At 68.6% G+C, this 17,303-nt stretch carries 15 protein-coding genes and 1 pseudogene; 10 read left to right on the forward strand and 6 right to left on the reverse strand.

Annotated elements, in window-relative coordinates:
• Positions 1–4: 4 nt before the first annotated feature.
• Positions 5–3,904 carry an ATP-dependent RNA helicase HrpA gene (hrpA, locus tag C8D81_RS02865; RefSeq protein WP_133625507.1) on the forward strand — a complete coding sequence of 1,300 codons (3,900 nt, stop codon included), beginning with the start codon at positions 5–7 and terminating at the stop codon, positions 3,902–3,904.
• Here the strand turns inward: hrpA and C8D81_RS02870 are convergent.
• Entirely contained in the window at positions 3,901–4,695 is a 795-nt protein-coding gene (locus C8D81_RS02870) for an alpha/beta fold hydrolase (protein WP_133625508.1), read from the reverse strand. The genes hrpA and C8D81_RS02870 overlap by 4 nt on opposite strands.
• Before the next feature lie 70 nt (positions 4,696–4,765).
• Here C8D81_RS02870 and C8D81_RS02875 point away from each other — a divergent pair, with 70 nt between their 5' ends.
• The 9 genes and pseudogenes from C8D81_RS02875 to C8D81_RS21755 all read left to right on the forward strand — a co-directional run bounded on the left by C8D81_RS02875 (position 4,766) and on the right by C8D81_RS21755 (position 11,995).
• On the forward strand, positions 4,766–5,140 hold the full coding sequence (locus C8D81_RS02875; protein WP_229237903.1) for a MerR family transcriptional regulator: 375 nt from the start codon (positions 4,766–4,768) through the stop codon (positions 5,138–5,140).
• A 92-nt stretch (positions 5,141–5,232) separates the two neighbouring features.
• Positions 5,233–6,528: an ABC transporter substrate-binding protein gene (locus tag C8D81_RS02880; protein ID WP_166646645.1), complete on the forward strand. Its 1,296-nt coding sequence runs from the start codon at positions 5,233–5,235 to the stop codon at positions 6,526–6,528.
• Positions 6,525–7,526: a carbohydrate ABC transporter permease gene (locus C8D81_RS02885; protein ID WP_094358053.1), complete on the forward strand. Its 1,002-nt coding sequence runs from the start codon at positions 6,525–6,527 to the stop codon at positions 7,524–7,526. Before C8D81_RS02880 ends, C8D81_RS02885 begins: the two co-directional genes overlap by 4 nt.
• An 83-nt stretch (positions 7,527–7,609) precedes the next feature.
• Positions 7,610–8,452: a carbohydrate ABC transporter permease gene (locus tag C8D81_RS02890; RefSeq protein ID WP_133625510.1), complete on the forward strand. Its 843-nt coding sequence runs from the start codon at positions 7,610–7,612 to the stop codon at positions 8,450–8,452.
• Complete coding sequence (locus tag C8D81_RS02895; RefSeq protein ID WP_166646646.1) at positions 8,439–9,374, forward strand: dihydrodipicolinate synthase family protein; 936 nt, start codon at positions 8,439–8,441, stop codon at positions 9,372–9,374. The genes C8D81_RS02890 and C8D81_RS02895 overlap by 14 nt, the downstream gene beginning before the upstream one ends.
• Positions 9,371–10,537, forward strand: a complete 1,167-nt coding sequence (locus C8D81_RS02900; RefSeq protein WP_133625512.1) for an enolase C-terminal domain-like protein — start codon at positions 9,371–9,373, stop codon at positions 10,535–10,537. Before C8D81_RS02895 ends, C8D81_RS02900 begins: the two co-directional genes overlap by 4 nt.
• Positions 10,534–11,283 carry an SDR family NAD(P)-dependent oxidoreductase gene (locus C8D81_RS02905; RefSeq protein WP_166646647.1) on the forward strand — a complete coding sequence of 250 codons (750 nt, stop codon included), beginning with the start codon at positions 10,534–10,536 and terminating at the stop codon, positions 11,281–11,283. The genes C8D81_RS02900 and C8D81_RS02905 overlap by 4 nt, the downstream gene beginning before the upstream one ends.
• Before the next feature lie 32 nt (positions 11,284–11,315).
• Positions 11,316–11,639, forward strand: a pseudogene (locus C8D81_RS21900) (SMP-30/gluconolactonase/LRE family protein); the annotation flags it as partial.
• 23 nt (positions 11,640–11,662) lie between these two features.
• Positions 11,663–11,995, forward strand: a complete 333-nt coding sequence (locus C8D81_RS21755; RefSeq protein WP_133625514.1) for an SMP-30/gluconolactonase/LRE family protein — start codon at positions 11,663–11,665, stop codon at positions 11,993–11,995.
• A gap of 97 nt (positions 11,996–12,092) precedes the next feature.
• Here the strand turns inward: C8D81_RS21755 and C8D81_RS02920 are convergent, their stop codons facing one another.
• The 5 genes from C8D81_RS02920 to C8D81_RS02940 all read right to left on the reverse strand — a co-directional run bounded on the left by C8D81_RS02920 (position 12,093) and on the right by C8D81_RS02940 (position 17,293).
• The gene (locus C8D81_RS02920; protein ID WP_133625515.1) at positions 12,093–12,944 is read right to left on the reverse strand and encodes a CPBP family intramembrane glutamic endopeptidase; all 852 of its coding nucleotides are present in this window, start codon (positions 12,942–12,944) and stop codon (positions 12,093–12,095) included.
• The gene (locus tag C8D81_RS02925) at positions 12,941–13,477 is read right to left on the reverse strand and encodes a PadR family transcriptional regulator (RefSeq protein ID WP_094399862.1); all 537 of its coding nucleotides are present in this window, start codon (positions 13,475–13,477) and stop codon (positions 12,941–12,943) included. Before C8D81_RS02925 ends, C8D81_RS02920 begins: the two co-directional genes overlap by 4 nt.
• Positions 13,478–13,547: 70 nt before the next feature.
• Positions 13,548–14,741 (reverse strand): ROK family transcriptional regulator, encoded by a 1,194-nt coding sequence (locus C8D81_RS02930; RefSeq protein ID WP_133625516.1) that lies wholly within the window; start codon positions 14,739–14,741, stop codon positions 13,548–13,550.
• 111 nt (positions 14,742–14,852) lie between these two features.
• Positions 14,853–16,373, reverse strand: a complete 1,521-nt coding sequence (locus C8D81_RS02935; RefSeq protein WP_133625517.1) for a right-handed parallel beta-helix repeat-containing protein — start codon at positions 16,371–16,373, stop codon at positions 14,853–14,855.
• A gap of 197 nt (positions 16,374–16,570) precedes the next feature.
• On the reverse strand, positions 16,571–17,293 hold the full coding sequence (locus C8D81_RS02940) for a VOC family protein (protein WP_133625518.1): 723 nt from the start codon (positions 17,291–17,293) through the stop codon (positions 16,571–16,573).
• Positions 17,294–17,303 lie beyond the last annotated feature (10 nt).

Raw genomic sequence — 17,303 nt, forward strand, 5'->3', positions numbered from 1 at the left:
TTCCTTGTGGCCGGCAGTCCGGTCGCACCCGGACCGCGGAAGCGCCAGCCTTGCACATCGGCATCCCGACACCCGGGATCTCACCGCGGTCGGGGTTGCCGAGGCTGGCTATCGTGGGCGGGTGCAGATCACCTTCGACGAGGCGCTGCCGATCACTGAGCGGGTCGACGACATCGCCGCCGCCATTCGCGACAACCAGGTCGTCGTGGTCGCGGGTGAGACCGGTTCGGGCAAGACGACCCAGCTGCCGAAGATCGCACTGCAGCAGGGGTTGACGCGGATCGCGCACACCCAGCCGCGGCGGATCGCGGCGCGCTCGGTCGCCGAACGGGTCGCCGAGGAGCTGCACGTCGAGCTCGGTCAGGAGGTCGGCTACCAGGTCCGGTTCACCCGCAGGGCGCGCACGGATTCCCCACTGGTGCTGATGACCGACGGTGTGCTGCTCGCCGAGATCGCCCACGACCGGGATCTGCGCCGCCACGACTGCATCATCATCGACGAGGCCCACGAGCGCAGCCTGAACATCGACTTCCTGCTCGGTTATCTCAAACAGTTGCTGCCCCGGCGCCCGGAGCTGAAGGTGATCATCACCTCGGCGACCATCGACACCGCCCGCTTCGCGGCCCATTTCGACGATGCGCCGATCATCGAGGTGTCCGGTCGCACCTACCCGGTGGAGATCCGGAACCGGCCGCTGCAGCCCGAACCCGAGGACCTCGAGGCGCCGCTGCCGGAACCGCGGGACCAGGTGGATGCGATCTGCGAGGCCGTCACCGAGCTGAGCACCGAGGGGCTGGGGGACATCCTCATCTTCCTCAGCGGTGAACGCGAGATCCGCGACACCGCGGACGCCCTGGCTGCGATGAAGCTGCCGAACACCGAGATCGTGCCGTTGTACGCCCGGTTGTCGGCGGCCGAACAGCACAAGGTGTTCACCCCGCACACCGGACGACGGATCGTGCTGGCCACCAACGTCGCCGAGACCTCGCTCACCGTGCCCGGAATCCGTTACGTGATTGACCCCGGGACGGCCCGCATCTCCCGCTGGTCGGCCCGCACCAAGGTGCAGAGGTTGCCGATCGAACCGATCTCGCAGGCCTCGGCGAATCAGCGGGCCGGCCGGTGCGGCCGCGTCGCTCCGGGCATCTGCATCCGGCTCTATTCGTCGGAGGACTATCTGGCCCGCCCGGAGTTCACCGAACCGGAGATCCTGCGTACCAACCTGGCCTCGGTGATCCTGCAGATGGCGCAGGCCGAACTCGGTGACATCGCCGACTTCGGTTTCGTCGAACCTCCCGAGGCCGGTCAGATCACCGACGGGGTACGGTTGCTGGTCGAGCTGGGCGCCCTCACCGATGCGAAGAAATCGCGTCAGCACAAGGAGAACGGGCCCCGGTTGACGCGCATCGGGCACCAGCTCGCCCGCATCCCGGTGGACCCGCGGATGGCCCGGATGCTGGTCGAGGCCGCCCGTCGCGACTGCCTGTCCGAGGTGCTGGTGATCGTCGCCGGGTTGACCATCAACGATCCGCGGGAACGACCCGCCGAGCACCAGCAGGCCGCCGACGAGCTGCACCGCCGATTCTGGTCCGCACCCGTTGCCGACGGTGCGGACCGAATCCTCGACGGCTCGGACTTCATCGCCTGGCTGCGGTTGTGGGACCACCTCGCCGAACGCCGCGAGGCCTTGTCCGGCAACGCATTCCGGCGGATGTGCCGCGATGAGTTCCTGCACTACCTGCGGATCCGGGAGTGGCAGGATCTGGTCAGCCAGCTCCGGCAGGTGTGCCGGGAGCTCAAACTGGAACGCAATGCCACCCCGGCGGAACCCGAGGCGATCCACACCGCCATCCTGAGCGGCCTGCTCTCCCAGATCGGACTCGCCGACCTGAAGGCGGAGAAGAAGAGCCAACCGCGGCAGGGCAGACGGCGCCGCCCGGGACCGCGCGAATACCTGGGTACCCGGGGTTCGAAGTTCGCGATCAATCCGGGATCCTCGGTGGCCCGCAGCCAACCGGAACTGGTGATGGCCGGTGAGCTGGTCGAGACGACCCGGTTGTGGGCCCGCACGGTCGCCGGGATCGATGCTGCCATGGTGGAACAGGTCGGCGCGCATCTGTTGACCAGACAGTATTCCGAGCCGCACTGGTCGGCCCGGCAGGCCCGGGTCGTGGCCAACGAACGGGTGTCCCTGCTCGGCGTACCGATCATCGCCAACCGCACCGTCGGCTACGCCCATGTCGACCCCACCGCCGCCCGGGAGATCTTCATCCGCTCCGCCCTGGTCGAGGGTGACTGGCGGACCCGGCACCACTTCGTGGCCCGCAACGCCCGCACCCGGGCCGAGGCGGAGGAACTGGAGGAGCGCACCCGGCGCCGGGACCTGCTCGTCGATGACCAGGCCATCTTCGACTTCTATGATGCGCGGCTGCCCGCCGACATCGTCTCCGGCGCGCACTTCGACACCTGGTGGCGGAAGAAGCGCCACCAGGATGACGGATTCCTCGACCTCGGTCTCGTCGATCTGGTGGCGGGGGAGCGGCCTGACCTGACCGGCTTCCCCGACCGGTGGCCGGTGGCCGGATTCGAGCTGCCGGTGGACTACGTCTTCTCACCCGGAGCGGCGAACGACGGTGTCCAGGTGAGCATCGACCTGGCCCAGCTCAACCAGGTGCCGGCCGAACCGTTCGGCTGGCAGGTCCCCGGGCTGCGGGCCGAGCTGGCGACGGCCCTGATCCGCGGCCTGCCCAAGCGGCTGCGGACCCGGTTCGTCCCGGCTCCCGACTTCGCCCGGCGGGCACTCGACGAGATCGGGCCCGAGGCCCGGGATGCCGAACCGTTCCCGGTCGCATTGGGTGCCGCGCTGCGCCGGCTGACCGGTGAGCTCGTGCCCGCCGACGCCTGGGCCCCCGGGACGGTCGATGACCACCTGCGGGTCACCTTCGTGATCCGGGACGGGGATCGGGAGCTGGGCCGCGGCAAGGATCTGGCCGACCTGCAGCGCCGGTTCGCACCGAGACTGACCGCGACCCTGACCAGGGCGGTGGCCCGACCGGGGATGCGTGGTGCCACCGACTGGAGCTTCGGGGAGCTGAGCGATGAGCAGCGCGTCGGCGGCGGGGTCGGTTATCCGGGACTGGTCGATGCCGGCGATGCGGTCGATCTGGTGCTGCACGAGAGCCGGGCGGCGCGCGATGCCAGCCATCCCGCCGGGTTGCGCCGGCTGGTGCAGTTGAACACCCCGGACCCGACCAAGTGGGTGATCGCGCACCTGTCGAACACCGACAAGCTGGCGCTGGGCAACAGCCCCTATCCGAGCGTGCCCGCGCTGCTGGCCGATGCCCGGCTGGCCGCGGTTGGTCGGTTGATCGAGGCGGCCGGCGGGGTCCGCAGCACCCGCGATGCGGCGGCCTTCACGCGGCTCTGTGACACGGTCCGCGCCGAGCTGGCCGACACCATGCGCACGGTCGTCGGTGAAGCCGCAGAAGTGCTGCGGCGCACCCAGGCGGCGCGACTGGCCATCGCCACCGTCGGCGATGCGGAGGTCGCCGCCGATGCAGGCGAACAGTTGGACGGCCTTGTGCACAAGGGATTTCTCTCCGGTACGCCCCGGCCGTGGGTGGATCGGCTGGGTCGCTACGTTGCCGCGATCGGCGTACGCCTGGCCAACCGGGAGCGCAATCCGCGCCGCGACGACGAGCTGCTCGGCACCATCTGGCCGCTGGAGGCCGAATACGCCGAACTCCTCGCCGAGCAGCCCGACGGGCCGCTGCCCGCAGCGCTCACCGAGCTGGGCTGGAAGCTCGAGGAGCTGCGCGTCGGGCTCTTCGCCCAGCAGCTCGGCACCGCTGAACCCGTGTCCGTGCAGCGCATCCGCAAGGCACTCGACGCGGCCCGTCGTTAGTCCTGGGTGAGGAAACCGCGCACGATCCGGACGAACTCCTCGGGCCGCTCGACGTTGCTCAGATGCACCACCGGCAGTTCGACGAGGCGGGCGTCCCGGACGGTGGCCGCGATGAGTTCCCCGTGGGCCGGCAGGCAGACCTGGTCGTCGGCCCCGGTGAGCACCAGGGTCGGGCTGGTGATCAGCGCGCCGGTGCGCCGCAGGTCGGCGTCACGGACGGCGGCCAGGCACCCGGCCAGGCCATGCCGGTCGAGGCTCATCAGGTCACGGCGGAACGGTGCGACGATCGACTCATCGGTGAGCAGGGAGTCGGGAAACCAGTTGTGCAGAAAGGATTCCGCGATGGCCGAGAGATCGTCGGCCGTCAGCACATCGGCGATCCGGGCGTCCCATCGGGGGGCGGGTCCGAGGTAGGGGGAGGTGTTGGCGAGGATCAACCGATCCACCCGCTCGGGGGCATGGATACCCAGCCACTGACCGATGAAGCCACCGAGGGAGAGCCCGCAGAAATGCACCCGGTCGATCCCCAGGGCGTCCAGCAGTTCGACCACATCGGCACCGAGACGGTCCAGTGAGTAGGCGCCGGCAGGGGCCGACGAGCCCCCGTGCCCGCGGGTGTCATGGCGCAGCACCCGGAAGTCCTTGGCCAGCTCGGGGGTGACACCGTCCCACATGGCCAGACTGGTGCCGATCGAGTTGGACAGCACCAGGGTTGGTGCCCCGGCCGGCCCGTCGAGGCGGTAGCTGATCCGGGTGCCGTCACCGGTGGTGAAACTGGATTGGTCGTCCATGAGGTGTTCCTTTCGTCGAGTGCGGACGAGCCACCGTAGAATGTGACATCAATGTCAGAATCAAGGGCGGATGCGGATGCGGATCGGGGAGCTGGCCCGGCGGGCCGGGGTGAGTGTGCGATCGCTGCGCTACTACGAGCAGCAGGGCCTGCTGGTCTCCGAGCGGACCGCGGGTGGGCATCGGGAGTACGCGGAGGCCGCGATCGATCGGGTGGTGCTGATCCAGCAGCTCTTCGCGGCCGGCCTGCACAGCCGCAAGATCGCCGAGATCCTGCCGTGCATGCGCGCACCGGAGGGGGACGCCAATGAGCGCGCGACCCGCAGGCTGGCCCAGGAGCTGATCGCCGAACGGGATCGCATCGACGAGACGATCGGCGACCTGGCCCGTTCCCGGGCGCTGCTCGACGACATCATTCGGACGGCGTCGACCGCCGGTGATCGGTGACCACCGACCTGACCGAACAGTGAGCCCCTCTTGCAGGACCTCGAACCTTCGGCTACTTTCTTTCTGCCGGAAAGTAAACCATGGAGGTTTTGATGAGGCGTCAACGACGACTGATGTTCGGGGTGGCTGCGGCGGTTGCGATGGGACTCGCGGTCTCCGGTTGTGGCACCAAGGTGCGCGGGGACAGTGGCGGGGCCGATCAGACGCTCACCGTCTGGTCCTCCTGGGCGGAGGGGACCTCGCAGCAGAAGGTCTATGCCCAGGCGTTCACCGACTTCACCGCCCGGACCGGGATCAAGGTCGATGTCCGCTTCCTCGGCAGCGACGTCTGGTCGACGCTCAAGACCGCGGTCCCCGCCGGTCAGGGTCCCGACGTGCTGCCCGCCGACGCCTCCCGGATCGGCGACTACGACTTCCTCGAGGACGTCACCCCGGTGCTGGACGCCAAGACCCCCGAGGGTGCGACGGTCCGTGAGGGGCTGAACGCCAACCTGCTCACGATCTCCTCCGGCGCCGACGGCGTACCCCGCATGGTTCCCGACAGCATGCTGTCCTACGGAATCTGGTACAACCGGGCGACCAACCCGGACCTGGCGAGCAATCCGCCGCAGACCTGGCAGAACTTCCTCGACACCGCGCAACGGTCCAAGGCCAGCGGCACTCCCGCGATCTCGCTGGACGGCATCCAGGCCCGGCAGTCCTCGCGCTGGTTCTCCTGGCCGCTGCTGCGGCTGGCCGGCCCCGGCGCCTTCCGCGACCTCGGTGCCGACCGGACCGGTGCCGCCTGGGACCGGCCGGAAACCCTGCAGGCGGCGAAGATGACCCGCCAGCTCGTCGATCAGGGGCTCTTCCAGCCCGGGTTCGAAGGGTCCAAGTCACCGGCCGCGCAGAACGCCTGGGCCGACAACAAGATGAGCTTCCTGCTGCAGGGCAGCTGGGTGCCCGATGAGACCGGAACGCTCCAGGCGCCCGGCTTCCAGGCCAGCTACTTCCCCTTCCCCGACGTCGAGAACGGCCAGGGCAACTCGATGGTCCAGCTCGGTGCGCTCGGCTGGTCGATCAGCAAGCGGGCCAAGAATCCCGAAGGTGCCCAGCAACTGCTGACCTACCTGCAGGGCGCCGAGACCCAGGGCCGGCTCGCCAGCCAGGCCAACAGCATCCCCGCACAGTCGAAGGTCCCGGCACCCGAGGGGCTGGCCGGGTTCCGCAGCGAGGCCGAACAGGCCCAGCAGGTGACGATCACCGACGACAACGCACCGGCGGTGGGGCAGTGGTGGGACAAGGTGATGACCCCCTCGATCACCGACCTGCTGAACAAGAAGGTGACCCCCGAGGAGTTCGTCGCCCGCGGCAAGGAACAGACCGTCCAGTACTGGAAGAACCAGTGACCACCACCAGCAACGACACCGTCGCCACCGGCGCCGAGCAGGAGGCCGCACGACTGCTCCGCGGCCCCCGGGCAGGCCGCCGTCGACCGGCCCGCGACGATCACCGGCCCGCGGCCCGGCGGACCACCGCGCCACCGTTCTGGCCCTTCGTCGCACCCGCGCTGGTGGTCTACCTGGTGCTCTACGTCGGCCCCGCGCTGTTCGGCCTCGGCGCCAGCTTCACCCGCTGGCAGGGACTCGGATCGCCGATGAGCTTCGACGGGCTCGGGAACTACGTGCGGATGCTCCGCGACCCGGGTGTGGGCCGGGCACTGCTGAACACCGGGGTGCTGATGGTGGTCGGGTTGCTCGGTGTGCTGGCGGTCAGCATGGTCGCCCTGCTGGTGCTGCAGCGGATGCGCGGCCGCCGCTTCGTCCGGGTGGTGATCTTCATTCCCTACCTGATCTCACCGATCGCGATCGGGGTGGCCTTCGGCTTCCTGCTGGACCCGGAGGGGCTGCTCAACTCGCTGCTCAGCCTGGTCCGACTGGAGGGGCTGCGGCAGTCCTGGCTCGGCCCGGATCTGGTCTTCCAGTGCGTGATCCTGGCCGTCATCTGGTCGCTGTCGGGGCTGGCCATCGTGCTGCTGATGGCAGCGGTCGACAACATCCCGCATTCCCTCTACGAGAACGCAGATCTGGCCGGCGCGACCGCCCTGCAGCGGCTGACCCACATCACCGTCCCGCTGTCCCGGGGCATCCTCGGCGTGGTGGTCACCCTCTGCATGATCCAGCTGATGAAGGTGTTCGACCTCGTCTACACCCTCACCGGCGCGACCGGCGTACCGCCCTATGCCGCCCGCACCTTCGCGGTCGAGCAGTACGTCACCCTGGCACCGGTCGAGGGCCGCCCCGACTTCGGCTACGGCGCCGCGATGGGTGTCGCCTTCGTGATCCTGGTGACCGTGCTGGTGGTGGCGATGCGCCGGATCATGCGCTCCGAGACGATCGAGTACTGAGATGGCCGAGATGACGATGACACGACAGGCCCCCCCAGCAGCGGCAACGGACCCGCTGGACCCCGGGCCGGATCTTCGGTGACGTGGCGCTGCCGACCGCCGCCCGGATCGTGCTGTGGGTGTGGGCCGCCTTCAACGTGGCCCTGCTGATCTGGGTGATGATCACCGCACTCAAACCCGACCGCGAGGTGTTCGACTTCCTCGCGCTGCCCAGCCGGCTCGCCTGGTCGAACCTGGCCACCGCCTGGACCTCGGCCGGTTTCGGCACCGCCTTCTGGAACACCGTCGTCTACGCGGTGCTCACCGCGGGCCTGTCGGTCGCCCTGGGCGCCCCCGCGGCGTACGCCATCGCCCGCTCCGGCCATCGGTTGAGCGGCTGGATGCTGGTGCTCTTCTCGGCCGGGATGACGATCCCGCACCAGATCGTGCTGGTGCCCTATGTGGTGATGAACGCCTCGGTCGACACGTTGATGGTCGACTGGGTCACCGGCTGGTGGGATCCGCGGATCTTCGTGCTGCTGGTCTCGATCGCCTGGCAGATCCCGTTCAGTGTGCTGGTGCTGGAGGGCTTCTTCCGCACCCTGCCCGGTGAGCTCGAGGAGGCCGCCTCCATCGACGGTGCGGACCGTTGGCAGATCTTCCGCAAGGTGATGCTCCCGCTCGCCTCACCCGGTCTGCGCAGCGTCTTCGTGCTGAACCTGATCACCGCCTGGAACGAGACCCTGCTGATCCTGGTGCTGATCACCGACCCGGCCAAACGCACCCTCGGGCCGGCCCTGCTGACGACCTTCGGCGCACTGCAGAACCAGAGCAACTGGGGTGTGCTCTTCGCCGGGGTCGCCATCGTCACTTTCCCAATCCTCGTGGTCTTCGCATGGGCCGCGGGACGAATCCTCGAAGGAGTCACAGCCGGTGTCGACAAGTAACGATCCGCGCGGTCTCGTACCGGTCATCCAGACGCCGTTCCAGGCCGACGGAACGATCGATCTGCCCAGCTTCGACCGCCTGGTCGACCACACCCTGTCCGCGTGCGTCGGGGGAGTGTTCTTCCCCGGTATCGCCTCGGAGTTCTACCAGCTGGACGACGCCGAGCGCGGCGAGCTGACCCGACGGCTGCTGCGGCGTACCAACGAACTCCCCGAGGTGCCGGCGATCGTCAGCATCACCGACCAGTCGGCGATCGTGGGGGTACGCCGGGCCAGGGAGGCGCTGGAAGCCGGTGCCGACATGATCAACATCATGGCCCCGCGGTTCTGGCGGCTGCCGGCCGAGGCGGTCGATGAGTACTTCCAGACGATGCTGGCCGAACTCGCTCCGGCACCGATGATGATCCAGTACGCCAGCGATGTCAGTTCGGTGGGGCTCACCCCGAACGGGTTGCGCGGTTGGGCCGAGCAGTATCCCAACCTGAGCTGCGTCAAGGTCGAGGTCGACCGGCCCGGGCCCTTCATCGCCGACCTGGTGGAGGGTACGCCGGCGCTCGGCGCCTTCGTCGGCCGTTCGGGTCTGCACCTGATCGACGCGCTGGAGCACGGCACCACCGGCGTGCAGCCGGTGACCGGGTTCATCGAGGTCTTCGGTGACATCCTCACCGCCTGGGATGCGGGCCGCACCGAGGACGCCCGCCGGATCTTCGAACGGTTGCTGCCCTATCTGGTGATCGGGGAATCCGAACCAGGGTTGATGATCGCGGTGGCCAAGACCATCACCGCACGCCGCGGGATCATCGACACCGACGTCTGCCGCGCCCCGTCGGTGCGGCTCGCGCCCGACATGCTGCGCCTGGTCGACTCGTTGCTGGACGCCTTCCCCGCACTGCTCTGCGAGACCGCCGGGGTGAGCGCATGAGTGCCGCGATCGAGACCCTCGACCTGTTCCGGGTCGACGTCACCTGGCGGACCAGTTGGGCGCTGGTGCGGGTCCAGCTCGACGACGGCACGGTCGGCTGGGGTGAATCCTCCGATGCCCACATCGCCCGGATCGCGGTCGATCGATTCTCCGAACTCGCCGCCGACTATCGCGGGCTCGGCTTCGAGCAGGCGCACTCCCGGCTCGACGCCGCGATCGCCGAGGCCGCAGCGGCACTCGGGGACTCGGCGGCGTGGCCGGCCGAACCGACCCTGCTCGGCGGGATCGAACAGGCCTTCTGCGATCTGGCCGCCCAGCAGGCGGGGCAGAGCCTGGCCAGCTATCTGGGCGGGCCGGACTCCTCCTATGCGATCCCGTTGTACGCCAACATCAACCGCGGCCTGCGGGAGCGGACGCCCACCGAGTTCGCCCGGTTGGCCCGGTCGGCTGTGGACAACGGCTTCACCGCGATCAAGTGCGCACCGTTCGACTTCCTGGTCGGCGACCGCCGGGTCGAGACCGGTCTGCGGCTGATCGAGGCGGTGCGGGCCGAGGTCGGTGAGAACGTCGATCTGATGATGGACGCCCACCACAACCTCTCTCTGGCCGAGCTGACCGCCTACCGCCAGGACATCCTGGATCTGAACCTGCGCTGGATCGAGGACGTCGCCCGGGTGGAGAATCCGGTGGAGGTGCAACAGGTCAAGGAGGTGCTGGACGTGCCCCAGGCAGGCGGTGAGGCCGCGACCCGGCCCGATCAGGTGGTGGCCGCCATCGAGTCCGGTGCGCTCGATGTGTTCATGCCCGATGTGAAGCACGCCGGCGGTGACCGGGTCGCGGTGGCGCTCGGTGCGATCGCCGCGGAGGCGGGGTTGGAGGTCTCGATCCACAATCCCACCGGCCCGGTCGGTACCGCGCACTCGGCTGCCGCGTCGGCGGCGATGCCCACCGCGCGGATCCTGGAGTTCGCCTTCGGTGAGGTGGATTGGCGAGCCGACCTGCTCACCGATCCGGGACTCGAGTCGGGTGCCTATGCCCGCGCCACCACCCGGCCGGGTCTCGGCGTCGGCGTCTCGATGTCGACCCTCACCCACCATCTCGGCGAGCCGGTGCCGGTCGGTTCCGCACATCCGGGGTCGCAGCTGTGGGCGAGCGGGCAGTGACCCGCAGCGTTGTCGTCACCGGAGCCGCGCACGGTATCGGCGCCGCGGTGGCCCGGCGGTTGTCCGGTGCCGGCGCCCGGGTGCATGCGGTCGACGCCGCCGGTGATCCGGAGATCCCTGCCGTGGTGGCGGATCCGGCGGCGGGCGGGGTGTCGGTGGTCACCGGGGATGTCACCGATCCGGCCCTGCCGGCGGCCGTGATCGGGCGCGCCGGTGCGGACGGTGACCTGGATGGGTTGGTGATCTCCGCGGCGCTGCAGAGCGGGGACACGCTCACCGATTTCGATCCGCAGCACTGGCAGCGGGTGCTCGAGGTGAACGCCGTCGCTGCCGCGGCCTGGGCGGCGGAGTTCGCCCGTTCCTGTACGCCGCCCGCCGCGATCGTGCTGGTCTCCTCGATCCACGCCGGGGTGGCCGGGACCGGGGGAGCGGCGTATGCCGCCTCCAAGGCGGCGCTCACTTCACTGGGCCGCCAGCTGGCCGTCGAGCTCGGTCCGCTCGGCATCCGGGCCAACGTCGTCGAGCCCGGATTCGTCGCCGTGCAACGGAATCGGCACCGCTGGGAGCCCACCGAGGCGTACGCCGAGCGACGCCGCGACAACCCGCTGGGCCGGGTCGCCGAGGCCGACGACGTGGCCGCGGTGGTCGAGTTCCTGCTCTCCGACGGCGCCCGGCATGTCAACGGCGTGGCGCTCCGCGTCGACGGCGGGCAGAGCGCCGGTATCGGTCCCTTCGGTCAGGAGTGAACCCGATGAGTGGAACCGAGGCGGACCCGCTGATGGCCCGCGTCCTCGATCCGGCACACCGCTTCACCGGTGAGGGTGCTTGTTGGGATCCGATGACCGATTCTCTTGTCTGGGTGGACATCTGGGCCGGCCAGGTGCTGCGGACCGGGCTCGAGGGGGAGACCGAACTGGTCTGGGCGACGATGCCACCGGTCGGGTTCGCCTGCCCGACAGCGGATGGTCTGCTCGTCGGCGCCGGTCTCGATCTCTGGTTGCTGCCACCGAGCGGGATCGCCGCGCACGTGTGCCGGGTGGCTGGTGCGCCGGATGGCTCGCGGATCAACGACGGGGCGATCGACGCCCACGGCCGGGTCTGGTTCGGCACCGTCACCCCGCAGGGATGGATTCGATCCTCTTCCGGTACGCCGATGGCCGGCTCGAGCCGGTGCTCCAGGGCCTGTCGGTGGCCAACGGGATCGACTGGTCACCCTCGGGGGATCGGATCTATCTCGCCGACACCGGAACCGGCATCATCCATGCGGCGGCCTACGACCCGGGCAGTGGTGCGACCGGTCCCTTCGAGACCTGGGCGCAGCGCGATCCGGGCGCGCCCGACGGTCTGTGCGTCACCCCCGACGGAGCCGTCTGGGTCGCCGAGATCTTCACCGGGCGGGTCGTCGAACTGGTCGACGGCCGGCCGCGGCGGGAGCTGCTCGTCCCGTGCCCGCGGTGACCAGCGTGGCCCACGGTGCCGGCCGGCTCTTCGTCACCACCGGCACCAAGGACCTCACCGACGAGCAGTTGCGGGAGCATCCGGACGCCGGATCTCTCTATGTCATGGAGGAACTAGCTTCCGTGACTCGCTGACCGAGACGCCCCCGAGTTGCAAGGACGGTGAGCAGTGCGAGTCCGGCAAGGCCCAGCGCGGCGGGCCAGTTGCTGGCGACCTCCGCCCCCTTCAGCGCCCCAACGGTGAACAGTGCCCAATTGATGCCATTGTGACCGATGATCGGCAGTAGAACCGATCCGCCTGATCCGTTGGCCAGCCAGGACATGACCACCGACATGCTGAGCACAAGCAGGAGGTAGGCAACATACTGACCCGGATCGGCACGCGCGGTGTCCCAGTCATCGGTGAGGAAGAGCGGAGCGTGCCAGAAGCAGTGGAGCAGCCCAAGCACAAGGGCTGCTGTGACGGGGTGCAGCCGTCGTTGCAGCCTTGGTAGTGCAAAACCGCGCCAAGCCGGTTCCTCCTGAATCGGGCCACCGAGGAGATAGATCACATAGGTGCTCGCCACCAGGCCGAGGACCGCGGGATCGTCAGTCCCGCCAGGCAGCCTGACACCCGGGGCCATCAGGTATCCGATTCCTGTGGCCAGTGGAATGAACACCAGGGCCACCACGTACCAGAGTGGGCGCACACGCCACTGAACCAGACGGCGTAGCAAGCGGCGGGTGCCGTCACGTCCCTCGGTGGCTCGTGTCATCACGAGGGCGGCTGCGAACGGGCCGAGGAAGAGACCCAGTTGGTTGATTCCGGCGACGGCCGAGAAGGGCAGCTCATAGGGCAGCAGGCCGATCCCGTTCAGAGAGAGCCACCACGGGGCCCAGGAAACCCAGGAGCCGAGGTAGGCCAGGACGAAGAACGCCGGGAGTGGCCGGCTTGCCAGGACCGAGCTCATGCGCCGTCTTCTAGATCATCGAGGACCGACCGCCAGAAGGCCAGGTCGGCGCGCACCGTCAATCGTCCCCAGGACAGCACCCGTCGATGGCTCGGTTGGTCGCCACCGAGACCGGGTTGTTCGAGGAACTGCAGCGTCTCGGTGAGTTCGCGCACGCGTTGACGTGCCAGTGGGGTGGCGAGCCGCGGAGCGGCATCGGTGAAGAACAGCCGGAGCATCGCCGGGTCATGGTATTGAGCCGGTTCGGGTGGTCGACCCAGCCAGTCGATCAGCGCATCCCGTCCCGCGCCGGTGATCGCATAGGTGCGCCGGCGGCGACCGGAATCCTCCTGGTCGGCTGTGACGAGACCAGCGCGTTCCAATCGCTGCGGTTCCGCATAGAGCTGGGACTTGGCCACCTGCCAGAAGTAGGACACCGATAGCTCGACGTTGCGCCACAACTCGTAGGAGGTCTGCGGGCCGGTGGTTTCCAGTAGCCCGAGCACGACGACCGAAACGGGCCGAATCAGACCGTCTGAATCAGACTGTTTCATGGGTGCAACATAGCAGGGCCGATGCGAGGTTGCCTATCTGCGGTTCACCGAGCCCGGTTGCTGGCTGGCTCTAGAAACCCTCGGCCTCGGCCAGGGTGGGTTCGGCGGCCAGGGGGTCGGCGTAGTAGGACAGCATCACCGGTGCGGCGGCGGCCAGCACCAGTGGATGCTCCCCCAGTCGGGAACCGACGATCCGGCGCTCCCGCACACCGACACCGGTCGCCGGCCGGGCGGCGTGTTCGCGGATCTGGGGCAGCAGGGCATCCCCGGAACCGGTGATACCGCCGGCCAGCACCAGCAGTTCCGGATTGAACACATCCAGCAGGTATCCGGCCAGTCGGCCCACCATCCGAGTCCGGTCGCGCACCAACCGACGGGCCGTCCGGTTCCCCTCGTCGGCGAGCGCGAGCAGTGCAGCCCCAGAGTCGACCTTGAGCCCAGCCGCCTGCGCCTCGGCCACCAGGTGGGTCTCCGACAGTTCCACCTGGGTGCAACCGCTGCGGCCACAAGGGCAGGGCGCGGCCCGGGGGCCGAAGCGGACCGGTAGATGCGCCACAGTGCCGGCGGACGATGTGGGGCCGAGCAGCAGTTCACCGTCGATCACGATCGCGGCATCGGTCACATTGCCGATGTGCAACTCGACCAGGCTGTCCGCCTCCCGGGCTGCGCCGAAGGTGGATTCGGCCAGCGCCAGGCCACGGACGTGCGAGTCGACGACGAGCCCCTCGGGCGCAGCCGCCATCAGGGCCCGCGCCAGATCGACTCGCTGCCAGGGCAGATGGGGATGGTCCAGCACGACCCCCTGATCGACGGTCCCACCGATTCCGATGCCGGTGCCGATGATGCGGGTATCCGGGCCCACGGCGGCCCGGAGCCGGCGCAGCTGATCACGCACCTGCCGCAGCACCGCGGGGGCCGCCAGGTCGGCGTACGCCACCTCCCGGGCGGCACTGACCCGGCCGGACAGGTCGACCAGCCCGGCGGTGATCCGACTGGCACCCAGATGGACACCGATCGCCACCCGTTGGCTGCTGCGCAACGCGAGTGGGGTGAGTGGCCGGCCACGTCCCGAGGAGGGTGCCTGGCCGTCGAGCAGTTCGACCAGGCCGGCCCCGATCAACCGGCTGCTCAGCCGTGACACCGCACCGGCACTCAACCCGAGCCGGTTCGCCAGTTGGGATCGGGCCGAGGGGCCATTGCGCAGGGCGACCAGCATGGCCGACACGTTCTCCCGGCTCAGATCGGAGGCGACCCGCGGGCTCATCGACACCTCCCTATCGCGTCACGGACATACCCATGGGCCTGGTGCCCACTGATCGTCTGTGAACCTATCCCAGAACCAGGTCGGCGGGCCCGGTGGACCCGCCGACCGCACTCAGAGTCCGGGTCCTTCGTAGGCGCCCAGGTTGGGCCGCTCGGTGGCGCTGACCGGGTTGCCGAAGTAGTCCCGTCCACCATTGCCGCTGATCACCTTGCCGGCATCCAGAGCGGGGCTTCCGGTGCGCAGCTTGATGCCTGGTGGGGTGCTGGTCCCCGGGTCGACGAAGCGCGGATCGGCGACGATCGAGTTCGTTGAACCGCTTGGCGGCGTGACGTTCTGGAACAGGTTGGTGTCGAAGGTCGCGGCCGGCGCACCGGAGGCGCGATAGACCGTGTCCACGGTGCCGTTCCGATTGGTGATCACGTTGTTGCGGAAGGCGATCGGGGTGGATGCGCCCTCATCGGTGAGGAAGCGGATGTTCTGGCTGAACGGGCTGGCGGTCCGGTCGATGATCACCGTGTTGTTGTAGACCGCGGAGTTGGTGAACGACCCTTGGCAGAACCGGATCGTCCGGTTGTAGTCCTGGATCGACACGTTGTAACGGAAATTGGCGTTCGAACCGCTGCCGCAGTACATCCATGCGCCACCATCGTTGCGGTAGCTGTAGTTGTATTGCACGGTCACGTTGTGGCTGTCGTTGTCGATGTCGTAGGCATTGGCGTCAATGCCGTAGTTGCCCCCGGCATTGCCGTAGGAGACCGAGTTGCCCTGGATGAGTGCGTTGTCGGCGCTGGTGGTCCAGAAGGCCGCCGAACCGGTGTAGGGGGAGTTGCCCCAGTCGGTGACCACGTTGTTCAGCATCTGTGCGCCGTCGGTCATGAATGGGGTGACCGCGCCGGCACCGAGCCGGGTGAAGGAGTTGTTGGCGACCACCACACCGGTGGACGCGGCGTAATTGGCCAGGCACTGGGTGGTGGTGTTCCACCACTGTCCGGGGCGGCGGCAGTTCGAGTTCCACGTCTCCACGCCCATCCCGCCGATGTCGGTGAAGGTGTTGTTGCGCACCTGCACGTCGGCGAACCGGGTGAGCCCGTCGGCCTTGTTGTTGCGGATGATCACGCCACCGGTGGCGTTCTCCAGCACGTACCGCTTGCCGTTGTAGTTGTTCGCCCAGACGCCGTCGACGTTGCGGATCGTCAGGTTCTCGAAGACGAAGTGGTTGGCGACCGTGCCGCTGAAACCGTTGTCCAGGAAGACGAAGATGCCCTTCTGGCCACCGGGATTCGTTGTGGGGTTGGTGATCGTGAGATCGCGCAGTTCCCAGCCCTGCACGTTCTTGAGCAGCACGGCGCTGTCCAGGCCGGATCCGGAGATGACCGGTGCTTCCCCGGTGCCGTAGGCGCCGACCTTGATCGGTGCGGTCGCTGTGCCGGAGCCGCGGGGCGCGAAGGTGGCCGGTTGGCCCGAAGTGCCGTTGCAGGTGCTGCCGCGGGCGAACAGCAGCGTGTCTCCGGGGGCGAAGGTGCGCGCATTGACCTGGCTGATGTTGGTCCAGGGGTTCGTGGCGCTGCCGTTACCGGTGCTGCCACCGGTGCAGTTGACGTAGTAGGTCGTGCCGGCCGCATGGGCCGCCATGTCGTGGCGAGGAGCGGGACCGCCCCACCTGCCAGGACCATCGTCACGGCCAAGGCCGTGTTGCGGATTCGAGAACTCTGCATGGGGGATGCCGTCCTTCACCTCGTCGTGATGATTATCTTGCCGGATGCAAGATAATCAGACCGAGGTCGGCATGCGCAATGGTCGAACCGAAGTTCGGAAGGATTTCTGGGCGATCAGCGTGGGGTGAGGACGCAGAACTCGTTACCGTCCGGGTCCGCCAGCACCACCCAGGGAACCGCGCCCTGACCGATGTCGACGCGTCGGGCACCGAGGGAGAGCAACCGTTCGACCTCGGTGAGCTGATCACCGTCGACCGGGGGAGCGAGATCGAGATGAAGCCGGTTCTTGCCGAGCTTCTCGGCGACCGGTGGGCCACCCCAGGTCAGCTTGCTGCCGCCGGCCGGTGCCTGGATCGCGGTCTCGGAGTCCTGGTCCCAGACCAGCGGCCAGTCGAGCGCCGCACTCCAGAAGTATCCGACCGCCTGCGTACCGTCGCCCGACAGCGCACCGATCGCGTCGGTATCGGCGAGAAACTTGTTCCCGGCCTCGATCACGCAGAACTCGTTGCCCTCGGGATCGGCCAGCACCACATGCGTGACCTCCGGCCCCTGACCGATGTCCAGGTGCCGGCCGCCGAGATCGAGCGCGCGTTCCACGGTTTGCTGCTGATCGGCGGGGCTGGATGAGGTGAGGTCGACATGCATCCGGTTCGCACCCCGCTTCGGTTCGGCGGAGGGCGCGAACTCGATCCGGAACTGCACCGGGCGTACTGGTGGTAGCACGAAGATGCCATCCTCATCGGGCAGCACCCGGCGATCGAGGACACCCGCCCAGAAGCCGGCGAGCGCCTCGGGGTCGTGGGCGTCGATGGTGAGCGCCGCCAGGTCAAGGCCCATGGCTGGACGG

The organism is Enemella evansiae (assembly GCF_004362375.1).
Taxonomy (GTDB): Bacteria; Actinomycetota; Actinomycetes; order Propionibacteriales; family Propionibacteriaceae; genus Enemella; species Enemella evansiae.